The 13,350-nt window shown below is 61.4% G+C and carries 17 protein-coding genes and 1 pseudogene; 12 read left to right on the top strand and 6 right to left on the bottom strand.

Annotated elements, in window-relative coordinates; all coding sequences use genetic code 11:
- Window positions 1–8 precede the first annotated feature (8 nt).
- From AC1D3C_RS18385 to AC1D3C_RS18375, 3 genes are all read left to right on the top strand, one after another.
- Entirely contained in the window at window positions 9–1,427 is a 1,419-nt protein-coding gene (locus AC1D3C_RS18385) for a nuclear transport factor 2 family protein (RefSeq protein WP_477483885.1), read from the top strand.
- 278 nt (window positions 1,428–1,705) lie between these two features.
- The gene (locus tag AC1D3C_RS18380) at window positions 1,706–2,269 is read left to right on the top strand and encodes a 2'-5' RNA ligase family protein (protein WP_477483884.1); all 564 of its coding nucleotides are present in this window, start codon (window positions 1,706–1,708) and stop codon (window positions 2,267–2,269) included.
- 82 nt (window positions 2,270–2,351) lie between these two features.
- The gene (locus AC1D3C_RS18375) at window positions 2,352–2,834 is read left to right on the top strand and encodes a VOC family protein (RefSeq protein ID WP_477483883.1); all 483 of its coding nucleotides are present in this window, start codon (window positions 2,352–2,354) and stop codon (window positions 2,832–2,834) included.
- Window positions 2,835–2,854: 20 nt separating this feature from the next.
- On the opposite strand, the gene AC1D3C_RS18370 is transcribed toward AC1D3C_RS18375, so the two are convergent.
- Window positions 2,855–4,249, bottom strand: a complete 1,395-nt coding sequence (locus tag AC1D3C_RS18370; protein ID WP_477484026.1) for a methyl-accepting chemotaxis protein — start codon at window positions 4,247–4,249, stop codon at window positions 2,855–2,857.
- A gap of 179 nt (window positions 4,250–4,428) precedes the next feature.
- Complete coding sequence (locus AC1D3C_RS18365) at window positions 4,429–4,593, bottom strand: hypothetical protein (RefSeq protein WP_173426764.1); 165 nt, start codon at window positions 4,591–4,593, stop codon at window positions 4,429–4,431.
- Window positions 4,594–4,766: 173 nt separating this feature from the next.
- Here AC1D3C_RS18365 and AC1D3C_RS18360 point away from each other — a divergent pair, with 173 nt between their 5' ends.
- The 3 genes from AC1D3C_RS18360 to AC1D3C_RS18350 are packed head-to-tail and all read left to right on the top strand — an operon-like array spanning window position 4,767 to window position 6,506.
- Window positions 4,767–5,120, top strand: coding sequence for an ArsC family reductase (locus AC1D3C_RS18360; RefSeq protein WP_477483882.1), 354 nt, complete (start codon window positions 4,767–4,769; stop codon window positions 5,118–5,120).
- A 16-nt stretch (window positions 5,121–5,136) separates the two neighbouring features.
- Window positions 5,137–5,610 carry a Cys-tRNA(Pro) deacylase gene (ybaK, locus tag AC1D3C_RS18355; protein ID WP_038548349.1) on the top strand — a complete coding sequence of 158 codons (474 nt, stop codon included), beginning with the start codon at window positions 5,137–5,139 and terminating at the stop codon, window positions 5,608–5,610.
- Between the two features lie 8 nt (window positions 5,611–5,618).
- Complete coding sequence (locus AC1D3C_RS18350; protein ID WP_477483881.1) at window positions 5,619–6,506, top strand: MBL fold metallo-hydrolase; 888 nt, start codon at window positions 5,619–5,621, stop codon at window positions 6,504–6,506.
- Between the two features lie 30 nt (window positions 6,507–6,536).
- On the opposite strand, the gene AC1D3C_RS18345 is transcribed toward AC1D3C_RS18350, so the two are convergent.
- Window positions 6,537–7,346, bottom strand: a complete 810-nt coding sequence (locus tag AC1D3C_RS18345; RefSeq protein ID WP_477483880.1) for a hypothetical protein — start codon at window positions 7,344–7,346, stop codon at window positions 6,537–6,539.
- A 79-nt stretch (window positions 7,347–7,425) separates the two neighbouring features.
- On the opposite strand from AC1D3C_RS18345, the gene AC1D3C_RS18340 reads away from it, so the two are divergent.
- Genes AC1D3C_RS18340 through AC1D3C_RS18330 form a run of 3 tightly spaced genes read left to right on the top strand, consistent with a single transcriptional unit; the run spans window position 7,426 to window position 9,313 of the window.
- Window positions 7,426–8,679, top strand: a complete 1,254-nt coding sequence (locus AC1D3C_RS18340; RefSeq protein WP_477483879.1) for an aminopeptidase — start codon at window positions 7,426–7,428, stop codon at window positions 8,677–8,679.
- A gap of 50 nt (window positions 8,680–8,729) precedes the next feature.
- The gene (locus AC1D3C_RS18335; RefSeq protein ID WP_038548341.1) at window positions 8,730–9,026 is read left to right on the top strand and encodes a type II toxin-antitoxin system RelE/ParE family toxin; all 297 of its coding nucleotides are present in this window, start codon (window positions 8,730–8,732) and stop codon (window positions 9,024–9,026) included.
- Entirely contained in the window at window positions 9,026–9,313 is a 288-nt protein-coding gene (locus AC1D3C_RS18330) for an addiction module antidote protein (protein ID WP_038548338.1), read from the top strand. Before AC1D3C_RS18335 ends, AC1D3C_RS18330 begins: the two co-directional genes overlap by 1 nt.
- Before the next feature lie 48 nt (window positions 9,314–9,361).
- On the opposite strand, the gene AC1D3C_RS18325 is transcribed toward AC1D3C_RS18330, so the two are convergent.
- Together AC1D3C_RS18325 and xseA are read right to left on the bottom strand one after the other, a co-directional pair.
- A complete protein-coding gene (locus AC1D3C_RS18325) occupies window positions 9,362–9,955 on the bottom strand; it encodes an NAD(P)H-dependent oxidoreductase (protein ID WP_477483878.1) in 594 nt (197 codons plus the stop codon).
- A complete protein-coding gene (gene xseA, locus AC1D3C_RS18320; protein WP_477483877.1) occupies window positions 9,955–11,562 on the bottom strand; it encodes an exodeoxyribonuclease VII large subunit in 1,608 nt (535 codons plus the stop codon). Before xseA ends, AC1D3C_RS18325 begins: the two co-directional genes overlap by 1 nt.
- A 303-nt stretch (window positions 11,563–11,865) precedes the next feature.
- Here xseA and AC1D3C_RS18315 point away from each other — a divergent pair, with 303 nt between their 5' ends.
- The 3 genes from AC1D3C_RS18315 (at window position 11,866) to AC1D3C_RS18305 (ending at window position 12,791) form a co-directional block, all read left to right on the top strand.
- The gene (locus tag AC1D3C_RS18315) at window positions 11,866–12,129 is read left to right on the top strand and encodes a spike base protein, RCAP_Rcc01079 family (RefSeq protein ID WP_038548331.1); all 264 of its coding nucleotides are present in this window, start codon (window positions 11,866–11,868) and stop codon (window positions 12,127–12,129) included.
- Between the two features lie 18 nt (window positions 12,130–12,147).
- A complete protein-coding gene (locus tag AC1D3C_RS18310; protein ID WP_477483876.1) occupies window positions 12,148–12,420 on the top strand; it encodes a hypothetical protein in 273 nt (90 codons plus the stop codon).
- 140 nt (window positions 12,421–12,560) lie between these two features.
- Window positions 12,561–12,791, top strand: coding sequence for a hypothetical protein (locus tag AC1D3C_RS18305; protein ID WP_477483875.1), 231 nt, complete (start codon window positions 12,561–12,563; stop codon window positions 12,789–12,791).
- Window positions 12,792–12,809: 18 nt separating this feature from the next.
- On the opposite strand, the pseudogene AC1D3C_RS18300 reads toward AC1D3C_RS18305, so the two are convergent.
- Window positions 12,810–13,350 (bottom strand): annotated as a pseudogene (locus tag AC1D3C_RS18300) (hypothetical protein); the annotation flags it as partial.

Genomic DNA, 13,350 nt, shown 5'->3' with positions numbered 1-13,350 from the left:
AGAACGCCATGAAAGCCGCCGCTTTTTCAACCTTCTGCGTCGCGATGATGACCTCCGCCGCCCTCGCGGAGGATATCCAGACCCGCAGCGTTTCCTTCGAGAACCAGGGCGCGGCGCTCGCCGGCACGCTCTATCTGCCACCGGACTACAGAGCCGGCGAGAGACGTCCGGGCGTGGTGGTTAGCGGCGCCTGGACCTCCATCAAGGAGCAGATGTCCGGCCTCTATGCCCGCGAAATGGCGGATCGCGGTTTTGCCGCACTCGCCTTCGATCATCGAGGCTGGGGACAGTCGGGCGGTGAAATCCGCTTCAAGGAGGATCCGGCTGAAAAGACCAGCGACATCGCTGCCGCGGCCGAATTCATGGCGACATTGCCGGAAGTGGATGCGGCCAACATCAACGGGCTCGGCATCTGCGCGTCGGCCGGATACATGGCAGCGGCGGCGACGGGCAATGGCAATTTCGCCGCCATCGCATTGGTCGCACCATGGCTGCACAACCGAGAGATCGTGGAGCAGGTCTATGGCGGGCCGGACGGCGTTTCTAGGCTGATCGACACGTCACGCGAGGCGGTGGCCTCCGAGCGCCGGGATGAACCAAGGATCGTCACCGCCGCCAGCACGACCGACAAGGCCTCGCTCATGTATCGGGTCCCCTATTACACGGAGGCCAATCGCGGCCTTATCCCGCAATATGACAACCGCTTCAACCTCGCCTCCTGGGAGCCGTGGCTGACCTACGATTCCGTTTCTCTCGGGGCAAAGCTCGACAAGCCGACCTTGATCGTTCATTCGGAGGGAGCTGCTGTGCCGCAGGGTGCGCATGCGTTTTACGCGCTGCTGCCGGGCGAGAAATCGGAACTCTGGCTTGACGGTATCAGCCAGTTCGACTTCTACGACCGGTCGGAACCGGTGACGATTGCGGCGGACGCCGCGGCAGCGCATTTCACCCGCGTCAACGCGCCCCGGCAGATCGATCCCGAGGACCGTGCGGAAATCATCGACACGATCACCGATATCGCTGCCGGCGCCGACCGGCATCAATGGGACCGGGTACGTCGCGCCTTCGCCGACGAGGTGACGCTTGACTATACGAGCCTTTGGGGCGGCAAGCCGATTGCCCAACCGGCCGATGAGGTGATCCGGCAATGGTCCGGTTTCCTGCCGGGTTTCGACGAGACGCGGCATCTCGTGACCAATCATACGATCACGGGCTTACAAGGCGAGAAGGCGACCGCCGAGGCCGATTTCCAGGCGACCCATCGCATCGGGACCGATCTCTGGGTGCTGATCGGCAGTTACCGCTACGGGCTCGCCAAGGTTAACGGCGGCTGGAAAATTTCCGCCCTGACCATGATTGCGACGGACGAGACCGGCGACAGGGCGCTCACCCAGCGCGCTGCCGAACGCGCGCCGAAAACCCGCTGAACTTGAGGAGGACCAGGCGGCGGCCGACAGCTTCTTCTGGCGGGCTTATCCGCTAAAGCCGGTGCCGGAGCGGCTCGCAAATTAACCATGATTGCAATTGTTCCGCATTTGTTCTTTACTCATCCAAGGAGTCTCGCTAAAAATCATTCAACGGCATGAGGTCGCATTACTATGACGGTAGCAAGATGAGCTTGCGCAAGCACGCTAGCCAGCTCTCGTTCCCCTTTGGCGAGAGCTGGCAGCTACCCAACCGGCCAGAACGGCGGAAGAGCAAGCTGATGTTCGTGCTCAAGCCTTCCGCTCCCCTCGGTCTCATCATGCATGGCGATGCCATGATTCACGCGACAAACCAGAATACTCGCGATGCCTATCCCGCCGATCTTCTTCATATGAGCCTGCTTTGCATGGCAGGGTTCGATGAGCCGCCTGCGGCGCTTATCGAGGCAACCAGGATGGTCATGGCCGGCATCCACGCAAGGCCTATTCCGATCACGCTCGACAGCAGCGGTCTCTTTGGAGGCAGGCGTCACCTCGCCCTGTATCGCGCCAAGGGTAATCCGATTGTCAACCAGTTCGCGCAGATGCTGCGTCATGCCCTCACCCGACACAACCTACCGAATGTCTGGATGGCGGACGCCGCCCCGCATGTGACGCTGATCTATGGCTGCGGCCGAATTGAACCCATGCCTATCGAGCGGAACTACGCCTGGATCGCCGGGGAATTCATGCTGGTCCACAGCCATTATGGCGAAACCCGGCACGAGGAATTCGGGAGATGGAGTTTCGATCCGAATGCCCCTGCTTATCCGATGCGGCCAGAACAGCTCCGCATGACGATCTGACGGAAAAGAATTTCACGAACATGTCGGGCCGACGGGAGCGCGGGCGTCCTGTGGCCAGTCACCCATTACCAGGAGAGAGCAATTGGTCATCCAGAAACATAAAATCGTGCCCCATCTCTGGTTCGAGAACGACGCCGAAGAAGCGGTCAATTTCTACGTCTCGATATTCGACAATTCAAAGATCACCGATGTCTCGCGCTTTGGCGATGCCGGCCCTGGCTTGAAAGGTTCGGTGATGGCGATGGGCTTCGAGCTCGAAGGCCAGAGCTTTGCGGCGATCAACGGCGGACCCTTGGCAAAGTTTAACGGTGCGGTTTCCTTCCTTGTCCATTGCGAGACGCAGGATGAGATCGACCATTATTACGGCAAGCTCGTCGAAGGTGGCCAGCAGCAGCCCTGCGGATGGCTGACGGACCGTTACGGCCTCGTCTGGCAGGTCAACTATGCCAGGATGGCGACAATGCTGACGGATAGCGACAACGCCCGGGCCAGTCGTGTCATGCAGGCCATGTTCTCGATGAAAAAGATCGAAATTGCCAAACTGGACGCTGCCTACGCGGGGTGACGCAACGCCACCTGCCGATATCAGACCTTGATCGCGAGGCGCAGCCCACCCCAGTGACGCCCGTTGACGGTGATCGGAGCGGAAATGTCCTTCATCAGCACGAACTGGCCGCCGCCCATGTCTCGACGGTAGGTCTGCAGCAGGAAAGGTTCCTTGTTGCGACCGGCCGCCAAGCCCACTCGGTCGTTGAAGATGCGCCGGTTGCGGCAGTTGGCGGTATTCCAGGTCACGTCGCCGGGACGCTGTCGCTGCGAAAATTTTCGATTGTGGGTCGGCAGATAGCCGTTTTCGTCGATGGCCGCACAAAATGCCACCTGCGGGTCGCTTTCGGCTGCTTGTTCCTGGATCGGCGGCAGGACGGCGTCGGTGAACTCCGTAAAGCGCGTCACGTATTGCACGGGATCGCTGCCGGGGATCGCCGCGTATTGCCGATCGAACAGGGCGCCAAGATCGATGCGGCCGGATTTGACGGCCGCCTCGAAGACGGACGAAACCTCGGTGGCATAGGCCATCACGGCGCGGATATGGGGGCTGTCCGGCGTCTCGATGCCGACGCTCGCCGTCGTCTGGATCATCCGTTCGGAAATCGTCACCACCTCGCCGACGCGGGAAGAGGTCTGCTGCAGCTGGTCGTTGGATTTCAGGATCGCGCTTGCGGCAGAAGCAATCGAAGAGGCGAACTCGCCGCATTGCCGGTCGACGGTCTCGGTGGTCCCGGCAAGCGAAGACGCGTTGTCGAGGATCTGGGTCATGACGCCTTCGACGCCCTTGAATGAGCCCTGGACCTTCATCGCGGTCGTCTTGACGCCCTCGGCCGACTGGCTGGCGCCTTCGCCGGCCGTCACAAGCCGATCGATGCGGCTGTTCAGTTGATCGAGCGTGACCTGGATCGAACTTGTGGTCTGGGAAGTCTGTAGCGAAAGCGCCCGCACTTCCGCGGCGACAACGGCAAAACCCTTGCCGGCTTCGCCCGCACGGGCAGCTTCGATCGCGGCGTTCAGCGCCAGGAGGTTCGTCTGCCGGGCAATCATGCCGATCGCGTCCGCCAAACGTCCGACGTCGCCGAGCGCTGTGGAAAACAGCTTGATCTCGGCGCCGATTTCCTGGGAGGCGTGCACCATGTGGTCGATCGCCGTGATCGAGCCGGAAAGCTGCTCAGCCTGCTCGCCGAGCACCTTGCGAGCGTTCGCGGTCAGCTTGTCGGATTCCTGGAGGGAACGGGCAACATGGCCATTGGCGTCCGCGATCGATTGAGCGGACTGGGTCAAGCGACCAAGCAATTTCGCATGTTCCGAGGATTGCGTCGCCGTATCCTGGATGGCGCCGGCGATATCGACCAGATGAAGGCCAAGCGCGGAAGCCTCGTTTGCAAGCTTGGCGACGGATCGCTTCAACGCCTCGCCGTCGACAGCCATGGGCTCAGACGGCACTTCTTCCCTGACAACCTGTCCGACCAAATCCACATCTCCCGAATATTAGGGGAATATAGGATATCTATGGTTAACGGACAGTTGCCGCGGGTATCTCGCAAAGACATATACTTTAGGCTGAGATACGACACCCCCTCCCGGCCGGATAAGGCGGGAAAGACGGATTAGCCGAGACGATCGAAAGCCTTCGGATCGATGCCGAGGGTGGTCAGGTCGACGTTGCTCGGACGGCGATGGTTTTCAACGGCAGCCGAAACCGAGATTGCGGCGCTCATAACTGCAAAGGCGCGGCCAATGGCGCTGCCACGGGTCTTCTTCTGTACGGACATGTGAAACTCTCCTTTTCGTTCTGCTAAGATATGATGTCTGTGCTGTTTTTGTGCAATGCACAACGAAACAGAGGAGCCATGCAACTGTCACATAACAACCGTTAACCACGCCGGATGGCTTGCGTGGCGAGGGTTGTGCTTGGTATCGGTCGAGCCCAAATGAAGAGGCTTCGATGGCAATCACGATCTACGGCATCAAGAACTGCGACACGATGAAGAAGGCGCGCGACTGGCTCGACCGCAAGGGCGTCACGTACACTTTTCACGATTACAAGGCTGAAGGGATCGACCGGGCGCATCTCGATACCTGGGCGGACCGCGCCGGCTGGGAAATCGTGCTCAACCGCGCCGGCACCACGTTCAAGAAGCTCGACGAAACGGACAAGGCAAACCTCAACCGGGAGAAGGCGATCGCGCTGATGCTTGCCCAACCTTCGATGATCAAACGGCCGGTGCTGGAAGCGGAGGGAAAGCTGATCGTCGGCTTCAAGCCGGAGATTTACGAAGAAGCCTTTTCCGAGATCTGAATCCAGGATTCGAGCCATGTCCAAGACAACCCGCGCCACCCAGATGCTCGAAAAGGCCGGTATCGCCTTTGCCACCGTCACCTATGACTACGACCCGAATGCGGACCGGATCGGGATGCAGGCGGCGGAGGCGATCGGCGAGGAGCCGCGCCGTGTCCTGAAGACGCTGATGGCGGAAGTGGACGGCAAAGCGGTCTGCGTCGTGGTGCCGTCGGACCGTGAAGTCTCGATGAAGAAGCTTGCAGCGGCATTCGGCGGTAAGTCGGCGAACATGATGAAGCCCGCCGATGCGGAACGGGCGACCGGTTATCATGTCGGCGGCATCAGCCCCTTCGGCCAGAAGAAACTGGTGCCGACCGCGATCGAGATCACCGCGCTCGACGAGCCGCATGTCTTCATCAATGGCGGCCAACGCGGACTGCAGGTGCGGCTCGACCCGAAGGCGGCCCGCGACGCACTGAAGGCGGTCGCAGCGCCGCTGGTGGCATGATGGCGATCATGAGTGAAATGACTTCGACCCTTCGAATTCTCGAGCCCTATCCCGGCATCTTCGCCTATTACGATGGCCGGGTGCCCGGCAAACGGCTGCATGCGAAAAGCGCAAACTGGCTGGACGACGGCGCCTATTCGCTGGGCGTCGCGTCCTATGCGATCGTCGATCAAGGTGAGGCGCTGGTCTATGACACACATATCTCGCTCAGTCACGCTAAAGCGATCCGCACCCATCTGGAAGGGCTCGGCGTCAGGAAGATCCGCACCGTGCTCAGCCACTGGCACAAGGATCATATTGCTGGAAACGCGATCTTTGCCGATTGCGAAATCATCGCGCTGACGCTGACGGCCGAGAAGCTGAAAGAAAACCGCGAGAAGATCGAAAGCGCCAATCCACCGATCTCACCTCTCATCATGCCGACGACACTGTTCGATGGCCAGCTCGATCTCACGGTCGGCCGCCGTCGGATCGAGCTGCATCATTTCGCCATCCACAGCGCCGACGGCAACGTGATCTGGCTGCCGCAAGAACGGCTTCTGTTCGCCGGCGACACGCTGGAAGACACCGTCACCTATATTTCGGAAGCGGCCGAGATCGGTACGCATATCGGCGAACTCGCGCGGATGGCCTCCTGGCCGATCGCAAAAATCCTGCCGGCGCATGGCGATGCGGAGCGTATCGCGGCGGGCGGTTATGGGCCGGACCTGATCGACGCCAACCGCGCCTATCTGCGCCGTATGGCGGGCGCGATCGCCGCCGGCAAGGATATCGATCCCTCGCTGAAGTCGCTCGTCGCAGAAGAAATCGCCTCGGGCGCCGTGCTTTATTTCGCGCCTTACGAAGAGGTTCATGCGAGCAACATTGCCGCGGTCAAGGCGGCGCTGCAGCGCTGACCGGCCAGACGAACCGGCCGGATCAAACCATCACGGCCATTTCGCCGACCATTGCTTGAGGGCGGCAAGCGCCGGTGCCGGCCATCTGCGGACCGCCGGACGCAGGATGATCTTCTTTCCCATCGGCTTCCAGGCGAGATAAAGCTTTCTCGCCGAAATATCGGCGGCGACCAACGCCTCGACCTCGGTGCACATATGCGGCATGCAGGCTTCACCGATATAAAAGCCGTTCTTGAAGGCTCCGCTGCCGGGTCCGGTGATGGAGCTCTCGAATTCCTGTCGATGCTCGCCAAGCATGGCGTTTGCCGTTTCGGCAATCGGGCCTATGCCGAGAAGTTCGGAAGGATGCCCCGCCTTCTTCATGTCATCCCAACCCATCGTCGCATTCGGCTGGAAGGCGACTTTGCCTGCCTCGGCGAAACCTTTTCCGGGTGTCCAGGTCCAGCGCAGGCTCGGCTGCCCGGGGATGGCTTCCGTTGCAAGCAGAAGGTGATCGCCCTCTGCCGCAATCGAAGCGGCGCCGCGGCAATCGTCCATCGGCTCGTCGACACGTGGCTCTCCGCCCGGCGGAAACGAGACGACCAAGGGCGAACCCGGGCATGCGTTGCCGCCGTCCGAACTCACCACCACGACGAACGGTACGCCCGCGACCAGACCGACATTGTCGATCAGCAGGAAGCGATTGGAATGGACCTGCCTGCCGTCGATCGTCAGTTTCTCCTCATCGGCATCGGATGCGATGGCCACCTGATGGTCGAACATGGTCGCTGCAAAATCTGCCGAGAGACTGACGGAGGCCGAGGCGCCGAAGAGAACGGCGCATAACAAGGCGGTTTTCATGAACATGGATCCCTGAGCTTCAATTTTGCCCCAAACCTCTTTAAGTCTCTTCGATGACAGAAATCAGGTGAGGTCTCTCATGACAATCGTGCCGAATTTTCAAACCGTCGTCGATCCTCAAAAGCTCGAAAAGCTGGCGGAAGTGGCCATCAAGGTGGGCTTGCGCCTCGAGAAGGGCCAGGATCTGGTGATCACGGCACCGATCGCCGCCCTGCCGCTCGTGCGGCTGATCACCAAACACGCCTATATGGCCGGTGCCGGCATCGTCACGACCTTCTATTCCGACGAGGAAACGACGCTGGCGCGCTACGAATATGCGCCAGACAGCAGCTTCGACAAGGCATCCGGCTGGCTCTATGACGGCATGGCCCAGGCCTATGCCAACGGTGCCGCACGGCTTGCCATTTCCGGCGACAATCCGATGATGCTCTCCGGCCAGGACCCGGCCAAGGTGGCGCGCGCCAACAAAGCCAATTCCATGGCCTACAAGCCGGCGCTCGAAAAGATCGCCAACTTCGACATCAACTGGAACATCGTTTCCTACCCCAACCCTTCCTGGGCGCGCCAGGTCTTTCCCGACGTTCCGGAAGACGTCGCGGTCGGCAAGCTGGCGGACGCGATATTCGCCGCCTCGCGTGTCGATCTCGCCGATCCAGTCGCAGCATGGGCCGAACATAACGGCAATCTCAAGAAGCGCTCCACATGGCTCAACGGCGAGCGCTTTTCGGCGCTCCATTTCACCGGCCCGGGCACCGACCTGACGGTCGGCCTTGCCGACGGCCACGAATGGCATGGCGGGGCTTCGACGGCCAAGAACGGCATTACCTGCAACCCGAACATCCCGACCGAAGAAGTCTTCACCACGCCGCATGCGCTGAAGGTCGAAGGCCATGTCTCCAGCACCAAGCCGCTCTCGCACCAGGGCACGCTGATCGACAATATTCAGGTGAAGTTCGAAGGCGGCCGGATCGTCGAGGCGAAGGCTTCGAAGGGCGAGGAAGTGCTGAACAAGGTTCTGGATACGGACGAAGGCGCCCGCAGGCTCGGCGAAGTGGCCTTGGTGCCGCATTCCTCGCCGATCTCCAGGAGCGGCATCCTGTTCTACAACACCCTGTTCGACGAAAACGCCTCCTGCCACATCGCGCTCGGCCAGTGCTATTCGAAATGCTTCCTCGACGGTGCGTCGCTCAGCCAGGACCAGATCAAGGCCCAGGGCGGCAATTCGAGCCTGATCCACATCGACTGGATGATCGGCTCCGACAAGGTCGATATCGACGGTCTGCGCGCCGACGGCGCCAAGGTGCCGGTGATGCGCAAGGGCGAGTGGGCCTGATTAGCTCATGATCCGTTGACCATATGTAGTTTTTAAACTACATATGGTCCGTGTTCGAGCTCAAGCAGACGGAAACGTTTCTGAAATGGCGCACGCGTCTGAAGGACGAGCGTGCTCGCGCATTGATAGCCTCGCGTCTGGACCGGCTCGCTTTCGGGCATGCCGGAGATGTGGCCCCCGTCGGTGAAGGTGTCAGCGAACTGCGCATCCATCATGGGCCGGGTTACCGCGTCTATTTTCAGCAGCGCGGTGACATCCTAATCGTTCTTCTGTGCGGTGGCGACAAAAGCAGCCAGGCAAAGGACATCAAGGCTGCAAAGCGACTGGCGATGGAATGGAGTGAGTGATGGCTGAAAAACTAACCGTTTACGATCCAGCCGAAGACCTGGGCTCCGATCAGGCGATTGCGGCATTTATGGCCGAAGCTTTCGAGACGGAGGACGCGGCCTACATTGCGCATGCCTTAGGGGTGGTTGCCCGTGCCAAGGGGATGATGCAGATTGCCAAAGACACCGGTCTTTCCCGAGAGCAGCTCTATCGTTCCTTTAGCGCCACCGGAAACCCGACGCTCAAGACGACGATTGCAGTGATGAAATCGTTGGGGATCGAGTTGACCGCCAAGGCCCATTCCTGATCAGGCCGAGGCCAAGACCGTCGCTATCGCCGATGTGGGCCGAACGGCCTATCGCAGCGCCTGGAGCGCCGCCTTCACGCGCTCCAGATGCCGCCGGCGCTTGTCGTCGGTGGCGCGGTCCATGTCGTGCAGCGCCAGCATGCGGAAATCGACTTTTCTATTGCAGAAGATTGCGATACCGCGCCTGAGCTGACGGCGCACGGGGTCTCCCATATAGAACTTCACGACCCACCAGGGCGAACCTGTGGTCGTGAAGGCCCAGAAATGGCGGATGTTGGTGAGCAGCGGTACGATCCTTCCGCCTGCCTTGTCGTGGCGGAAGGCGACGCCTGGCGCGAAGACCCGGTCGAAGAAACCCTTCAGCACCGCCGGCAGGTTGAACCACCATTGCGGAAAGACCAATATCAGCGCCTCGGCCTTCTGCAACCGCGCCACGAGATCCGCCACCTCCGAGGTATCATAGGGCACATCGAAGTAAGCGCGCCGTTCGTGTTCCGTCAGCCGCGGATCAAAACTCTCCGAATAGAGATCGAGCTGGTCCACCGTATGGCCGTTCGCCTCCAGCGTCTCGCGCGCCACGCGGGCAACCGAATGCGCAAAACTTTCCGGCAGCGGATGGGCAAGCACCAGGAGCACATGCATCAGAAGAGCGTGCCCTGTTTTGGCGCGCCTCCGGGCGGCTCCGGTTTCGCCGGTCGCTTCTTGGGCTGAGGCGCCGCAACGGGAGGATCGGCCAATTCGCCGCCCTCACCTGTCACCGCCGTAATCCGGCCGTCGGCAAATTCCACGGAGATCGCCTGCCCCTCGCCAATGCCGGCAGCGCGTGTCAGCGGCCGATCGTCCTCGCCGCGCACCACGGCAAAGCCGCGCTTCAGCACGTTCTTGTAGGAGAGCGATTGCAGCACGCGGTCCTGCGCGGTGATCGCCGCACGGCTGCGGATCAGCGTGTGCGAGATCGCCGTATCCGCATGACGGGCCATTGACGTGAGGTGCAGGCGCTCGCGCTGCAACTGGCCGAGCAATCTTGGCGGGAGCGCCGAAAGCGATGCGCCGGCCTTGGCAACGCGGTTGTTCTCCTTCAGCAATTGCCGTTCCAGACAGCGGTCGCCGCGCGTCAGCCGGTCGGCCAGCAACTGCCGCTGCTGGGCAAGGCGGTTGGTCAGCAGTTCCAGCCGCAGCCCGGAAGAGGCTCGTTCGAAGCTGCGGCGCTTGACCACCGTGGTGCGCTCCAGCCCGCGGCCGAGACCGGCCGCCGCTTCGTCGAAACGCCGGCGCGGCAAAGCCAGCAGCTGGTCGAGCGAGGGAAGCGCGCGGACCAGCGCACGAACCGATTGGCGGCTCTGGTCCATCTGGCGGCTGGCAGCGCCCCGCAAGCGGGCAGTTAGATTGGCGGCCTGCGCTTCCAGATCCGCCTTGACCGGCACCGCCATTTCAGCGGCCCCTGTCGGCGTCGGCGCACGGATGTCGGCGGCGTGGTCGATCAGCGTCCAGTCAGTTTCGTGGCCGACGGCCGAGATCAACGGGATCTCGCTCTCCGCCGCGGCACGCACCACTGCCTCGTCGTTGAAACTCCAGAGATCTTCGAGACTGCCGCCGCCGCGCGCGACGATCAGCACGTCCGGCCGCTTGATCGGCCCGCCGGGCGCCATCGCATTGAAGCCACGGATTGCGGCCGCCACCTCGTCGCCCGATCCTTCGCCTTGCACCTTGACCGGCCAGACGATGACATGCACCGGAAAACGGTCGGCGATGCGATGCAGGATATCGCGGATGACGGCGCCAGTCGGTGAGGTCACGACACCGATCACCTGCGGCAGGAAGGGAAGAAGCCGCTTCCGGCTCTGGTCGAACAGACCCTCGGCCCCTAGCCTGCGTCGCCGCTCCTCGAGCAGCGCCATCAGCGCGCCAGCGCCTGCCGGTTCCAGGTTCTCGATGACGATCTGATATTTCGAGGATCCCGGGAAGGTGGTGATCTTGCCCGTGGCGATCACTTCCATGCCCTCTTCCGGGCGGAATTTGATACGGGGGAAAGTGCCCTTCCAGATCACGGCATCGATCCGGGCGCGATCATCCTTCAGCGAGAAATAGGCATGGCCTGAGGAATGTTGGCCGCGATAGCCGGAAATCTCGCCACGTACCCGCACGTGGTCGAACGCATTTTCCACCGTGCGCTTGATCGAGCCGGACAGTTCCGACACCGAAAATTCGGTGAGGTTCGTGGGCGAATCGTTGTCGAGCAAACTGGTCATCCTTCCCTTCTAAAGGAAGAGCGCGGCGATTTCACCAGTTACAGGCGGCGGAAACGGGGATGATGTGCCCTCAAAAAGAACGTTTCGAATGGCTCTTTCAATGACGCAACAAGGGCCGGCCCCGCGGACGGTTCGTGCCCAAGTCTTTGGCGATGCATCTTTTCTTCTGCCGAAGAAACCACATTTTCTTCTGCGGAAGGGCCGGAAGCCTGCGGTACAGCGCCTTTTTAAAGCATCGTATTTTCCCCGCCAGAAAGAGGAGAGCGACAATGACGGACAGCGATATTCAAGGAGATTTCGTCCATGCCCGACCGTTTCGCCAATACCCAAGCCTCGCTTTCCGGCCCCGCGTCTTCCGGCTTTGCGATCACGCCCAGCGACAGTGCAGATCTCCCGGAGGCGACGCGCGCTCTTTATGTGGGAACCGGAGGCCAGTTGTCCGTGCGGATGCTTTCGGGCGAGACGCTGACGCTTTCAAACGTACCGACCGGGGGCTTGCTTCCGTTGCGGGTGACCCGCGTATTTGCCACCGGCACGACGGCGGTGGCGATCGCCGGCCTCGTCTGAGAAAAATGGCGGGTGGCGATGCAGCCTAAACCCTTGCTGCTCCGCTTCGAGGACAGGCGGCAGGCAATGTCCGTGCTCGGTGAGATCGGCGTGGCGTTCGATGCCGTCTCGGGTGACGGCATCATCCGCAAGCCGACCGGGGAGACGGCCGAATTCGAGGGCGAGGTCGTCGCCCTCACCTGTCCGGTCTCCGGTTATCATGTCCGACTTGTCTGGAAGGGAGAGCTGCCGCGCGCGCTGGCACCATATCTTGTGAATCGCGGCGCTTCAGGCAATGGCCAGACCCATTGAGCATGGCTTAGCCGCACCGAATCAGATCGTATCGAGATCGTCGTGGGGTGCATTGACGCCCGCCACGCATCGGAACGAAAGCATTTGTTAGCACGTTGCTAATACGCTCGTCCCCTTGAGGCAGATGAGGAGATATCCGCGTGCTTTTCCTGACCGCCGCATCGATAGGCATCTGCGTCGGCATGATGCGGTCCGCGTTCTCGATCGCTTTCATCGCAGTCATGATCACCGCGACATTCGCGCTTGCGACCGCCGTGTCGCCCGGCCCGGCGTCCTATTTCAATCTGCTGATTACGATCCTCGGCTACAATGCCGGATTGATTGCGTTCCTCACCGGCCTTTTCGCCCTGCAGACCCGCCGCGCGGCTTAAGGGCGTTTTATCCCGTTATCAATTCCCGTCCGGCAGCACCCTATAGAGGCGGAAACCGCTTTTGCTCGGTTGTCCGAACGGCTGCAGATAATCAGGCACCTGGCCGCGGGCGAGGCTGGCATAGAGCCCGTCCGGCTTGCGCCTGATCAAGGCGTCGGTCTGCGGATCTGTCTTGCAGAAAGCGAGCGCCGTCACGCCGGCACCTCTCAGAAAGGCCTTTGCTTCGCCTGGCTGGGCGAGACCTATGTAGAGTTCGGTCAGCATGCCTTTCTGGTTACGATGATAAGGTGCCGACAGGGCCCTGTGAGGGGTCCAGCGCAGGATATCCGCCCCGCTGTTCGAGGGCGCGACTATGACGCCCGTGGGCAAGGTGTTCAATGCGGCCATGTCCGCCGGATCACCGCACTCGCCGACTTCGCCGCCGAAAATGCCGGCCCCGGAGAGCGCCCGCATGTCGGCCGCTTGCTTCCAGCCATTAACCGCAAGGACGCCGCCCAAGGCCCAGACGACAGGCACGGACATCAGCACGGCGCTGATATAGGCAAAGGCCGTGCTGGGG

The sequence above is a fragment of the Neorhizobium sp. P1_A6 genome, assembly GCF_056406795.1.
Note: the sequence above shows the minus strand (reverse complement) of the source record. Positions and strands in the feature narration are given on the sequence as shown.

Coding starts and splice junctions, on each gene's coding strand:
- AC1D3C_RS18310 (WP_477483876.1), top strand. CDS start 12,148: ATGCAGCCTAAACCCTTGCTGCTCCGCTTCGAGGACAGGCGGCAGGCA.
- ybaK (WP_038548349.1), top strand. CDS start 5,137: ATGTCCAAGACAACCCGCGCCACCCAGATGCTCGAAAAGGCCGGTATC.
- AC1D3C_RS18360 (WP_477483882.1), top strand. CDS start 4,767: ATGGCAATCACGATCTACGGCATCAAGAACTGCGACACGATGAAGAAG.
- AC1D3C_RS18380 (WP_477483884.1), top strand. CDS start 1,706: ATGTTCGTGCTCAAGCCTTCCGCTCCCCTCGGTCTCATCATGCATGGC.
- AC1D3C_RS18345 (WP_477483880.1), bottom strand. CDS start 7,346: ATGAAAACCGCCTTGTTATGCGCCGTTCTCTTCGGCGCCTCGGCCTCC.
- AC1D3C_RS18350 (WP_477483881.1), top strand. CDS start 5,619: ATGAGTGAAATGACTTCGACCCTTCGAATTCTCGAGCCCTATCCCGGC.
- AC1D3C_RS18330 (WP_038548338.1), top strand. CDS start 9,026: ATGGCTGAAAAACTAACCGTTTACGATCCAGCCGAAGACCTGGGCTCC.
- xseA (WP_477483877.1), bottom strand. CDS start 11,562: ATGACCAGTTTGCTCGACAACGATTCGCCCACGAACCTCACCGAATTT.
- AC1D3C_RS18325 (WP_477483878.1), bottom strand. CDS start 9,955: ATGCATGTGCTCCTGGTGCTTGCCCATCCGCTGCCGGAAAGTTTTGCG.
- AC1D3C_RS18370 (WP_477484026.1), bottom strand. CDS start 4,249: ATGGCTGTCGACGGCGAGGCGTTGAAGCGATCCGTCGCCAAGCTTGCA.
- AC1D3C_RS18340 (WP_477483879.1), top strand. CDS start 7,426: ATGACAATCGTGCCGAATTTTCAAACCGTCGTCGATCCTCAAAAGCTC.
- AC1D3C_RS18315 (WP_038548331.1), top strand. CDS start 11,866: ATGCCCGACCGTTTCGCCAATACCCAAGCCTCGCTTTCCGGCCCCGCG.
- AC1D3C_RS18365 (WP_173426764.1), bottom strand. CDS start 4,593: ATGTCCGTACAGAAGAAGACCCGTGGCAGCGCCATTGGCCGCGCCTTT.
- AC1D3C_RS18385 (WP_477483885.1), top strand. CDS start 9: ATGAAAGCCGCCGCTTTTTCAACCTTCTGCGTCGCGATGATGACCTCC.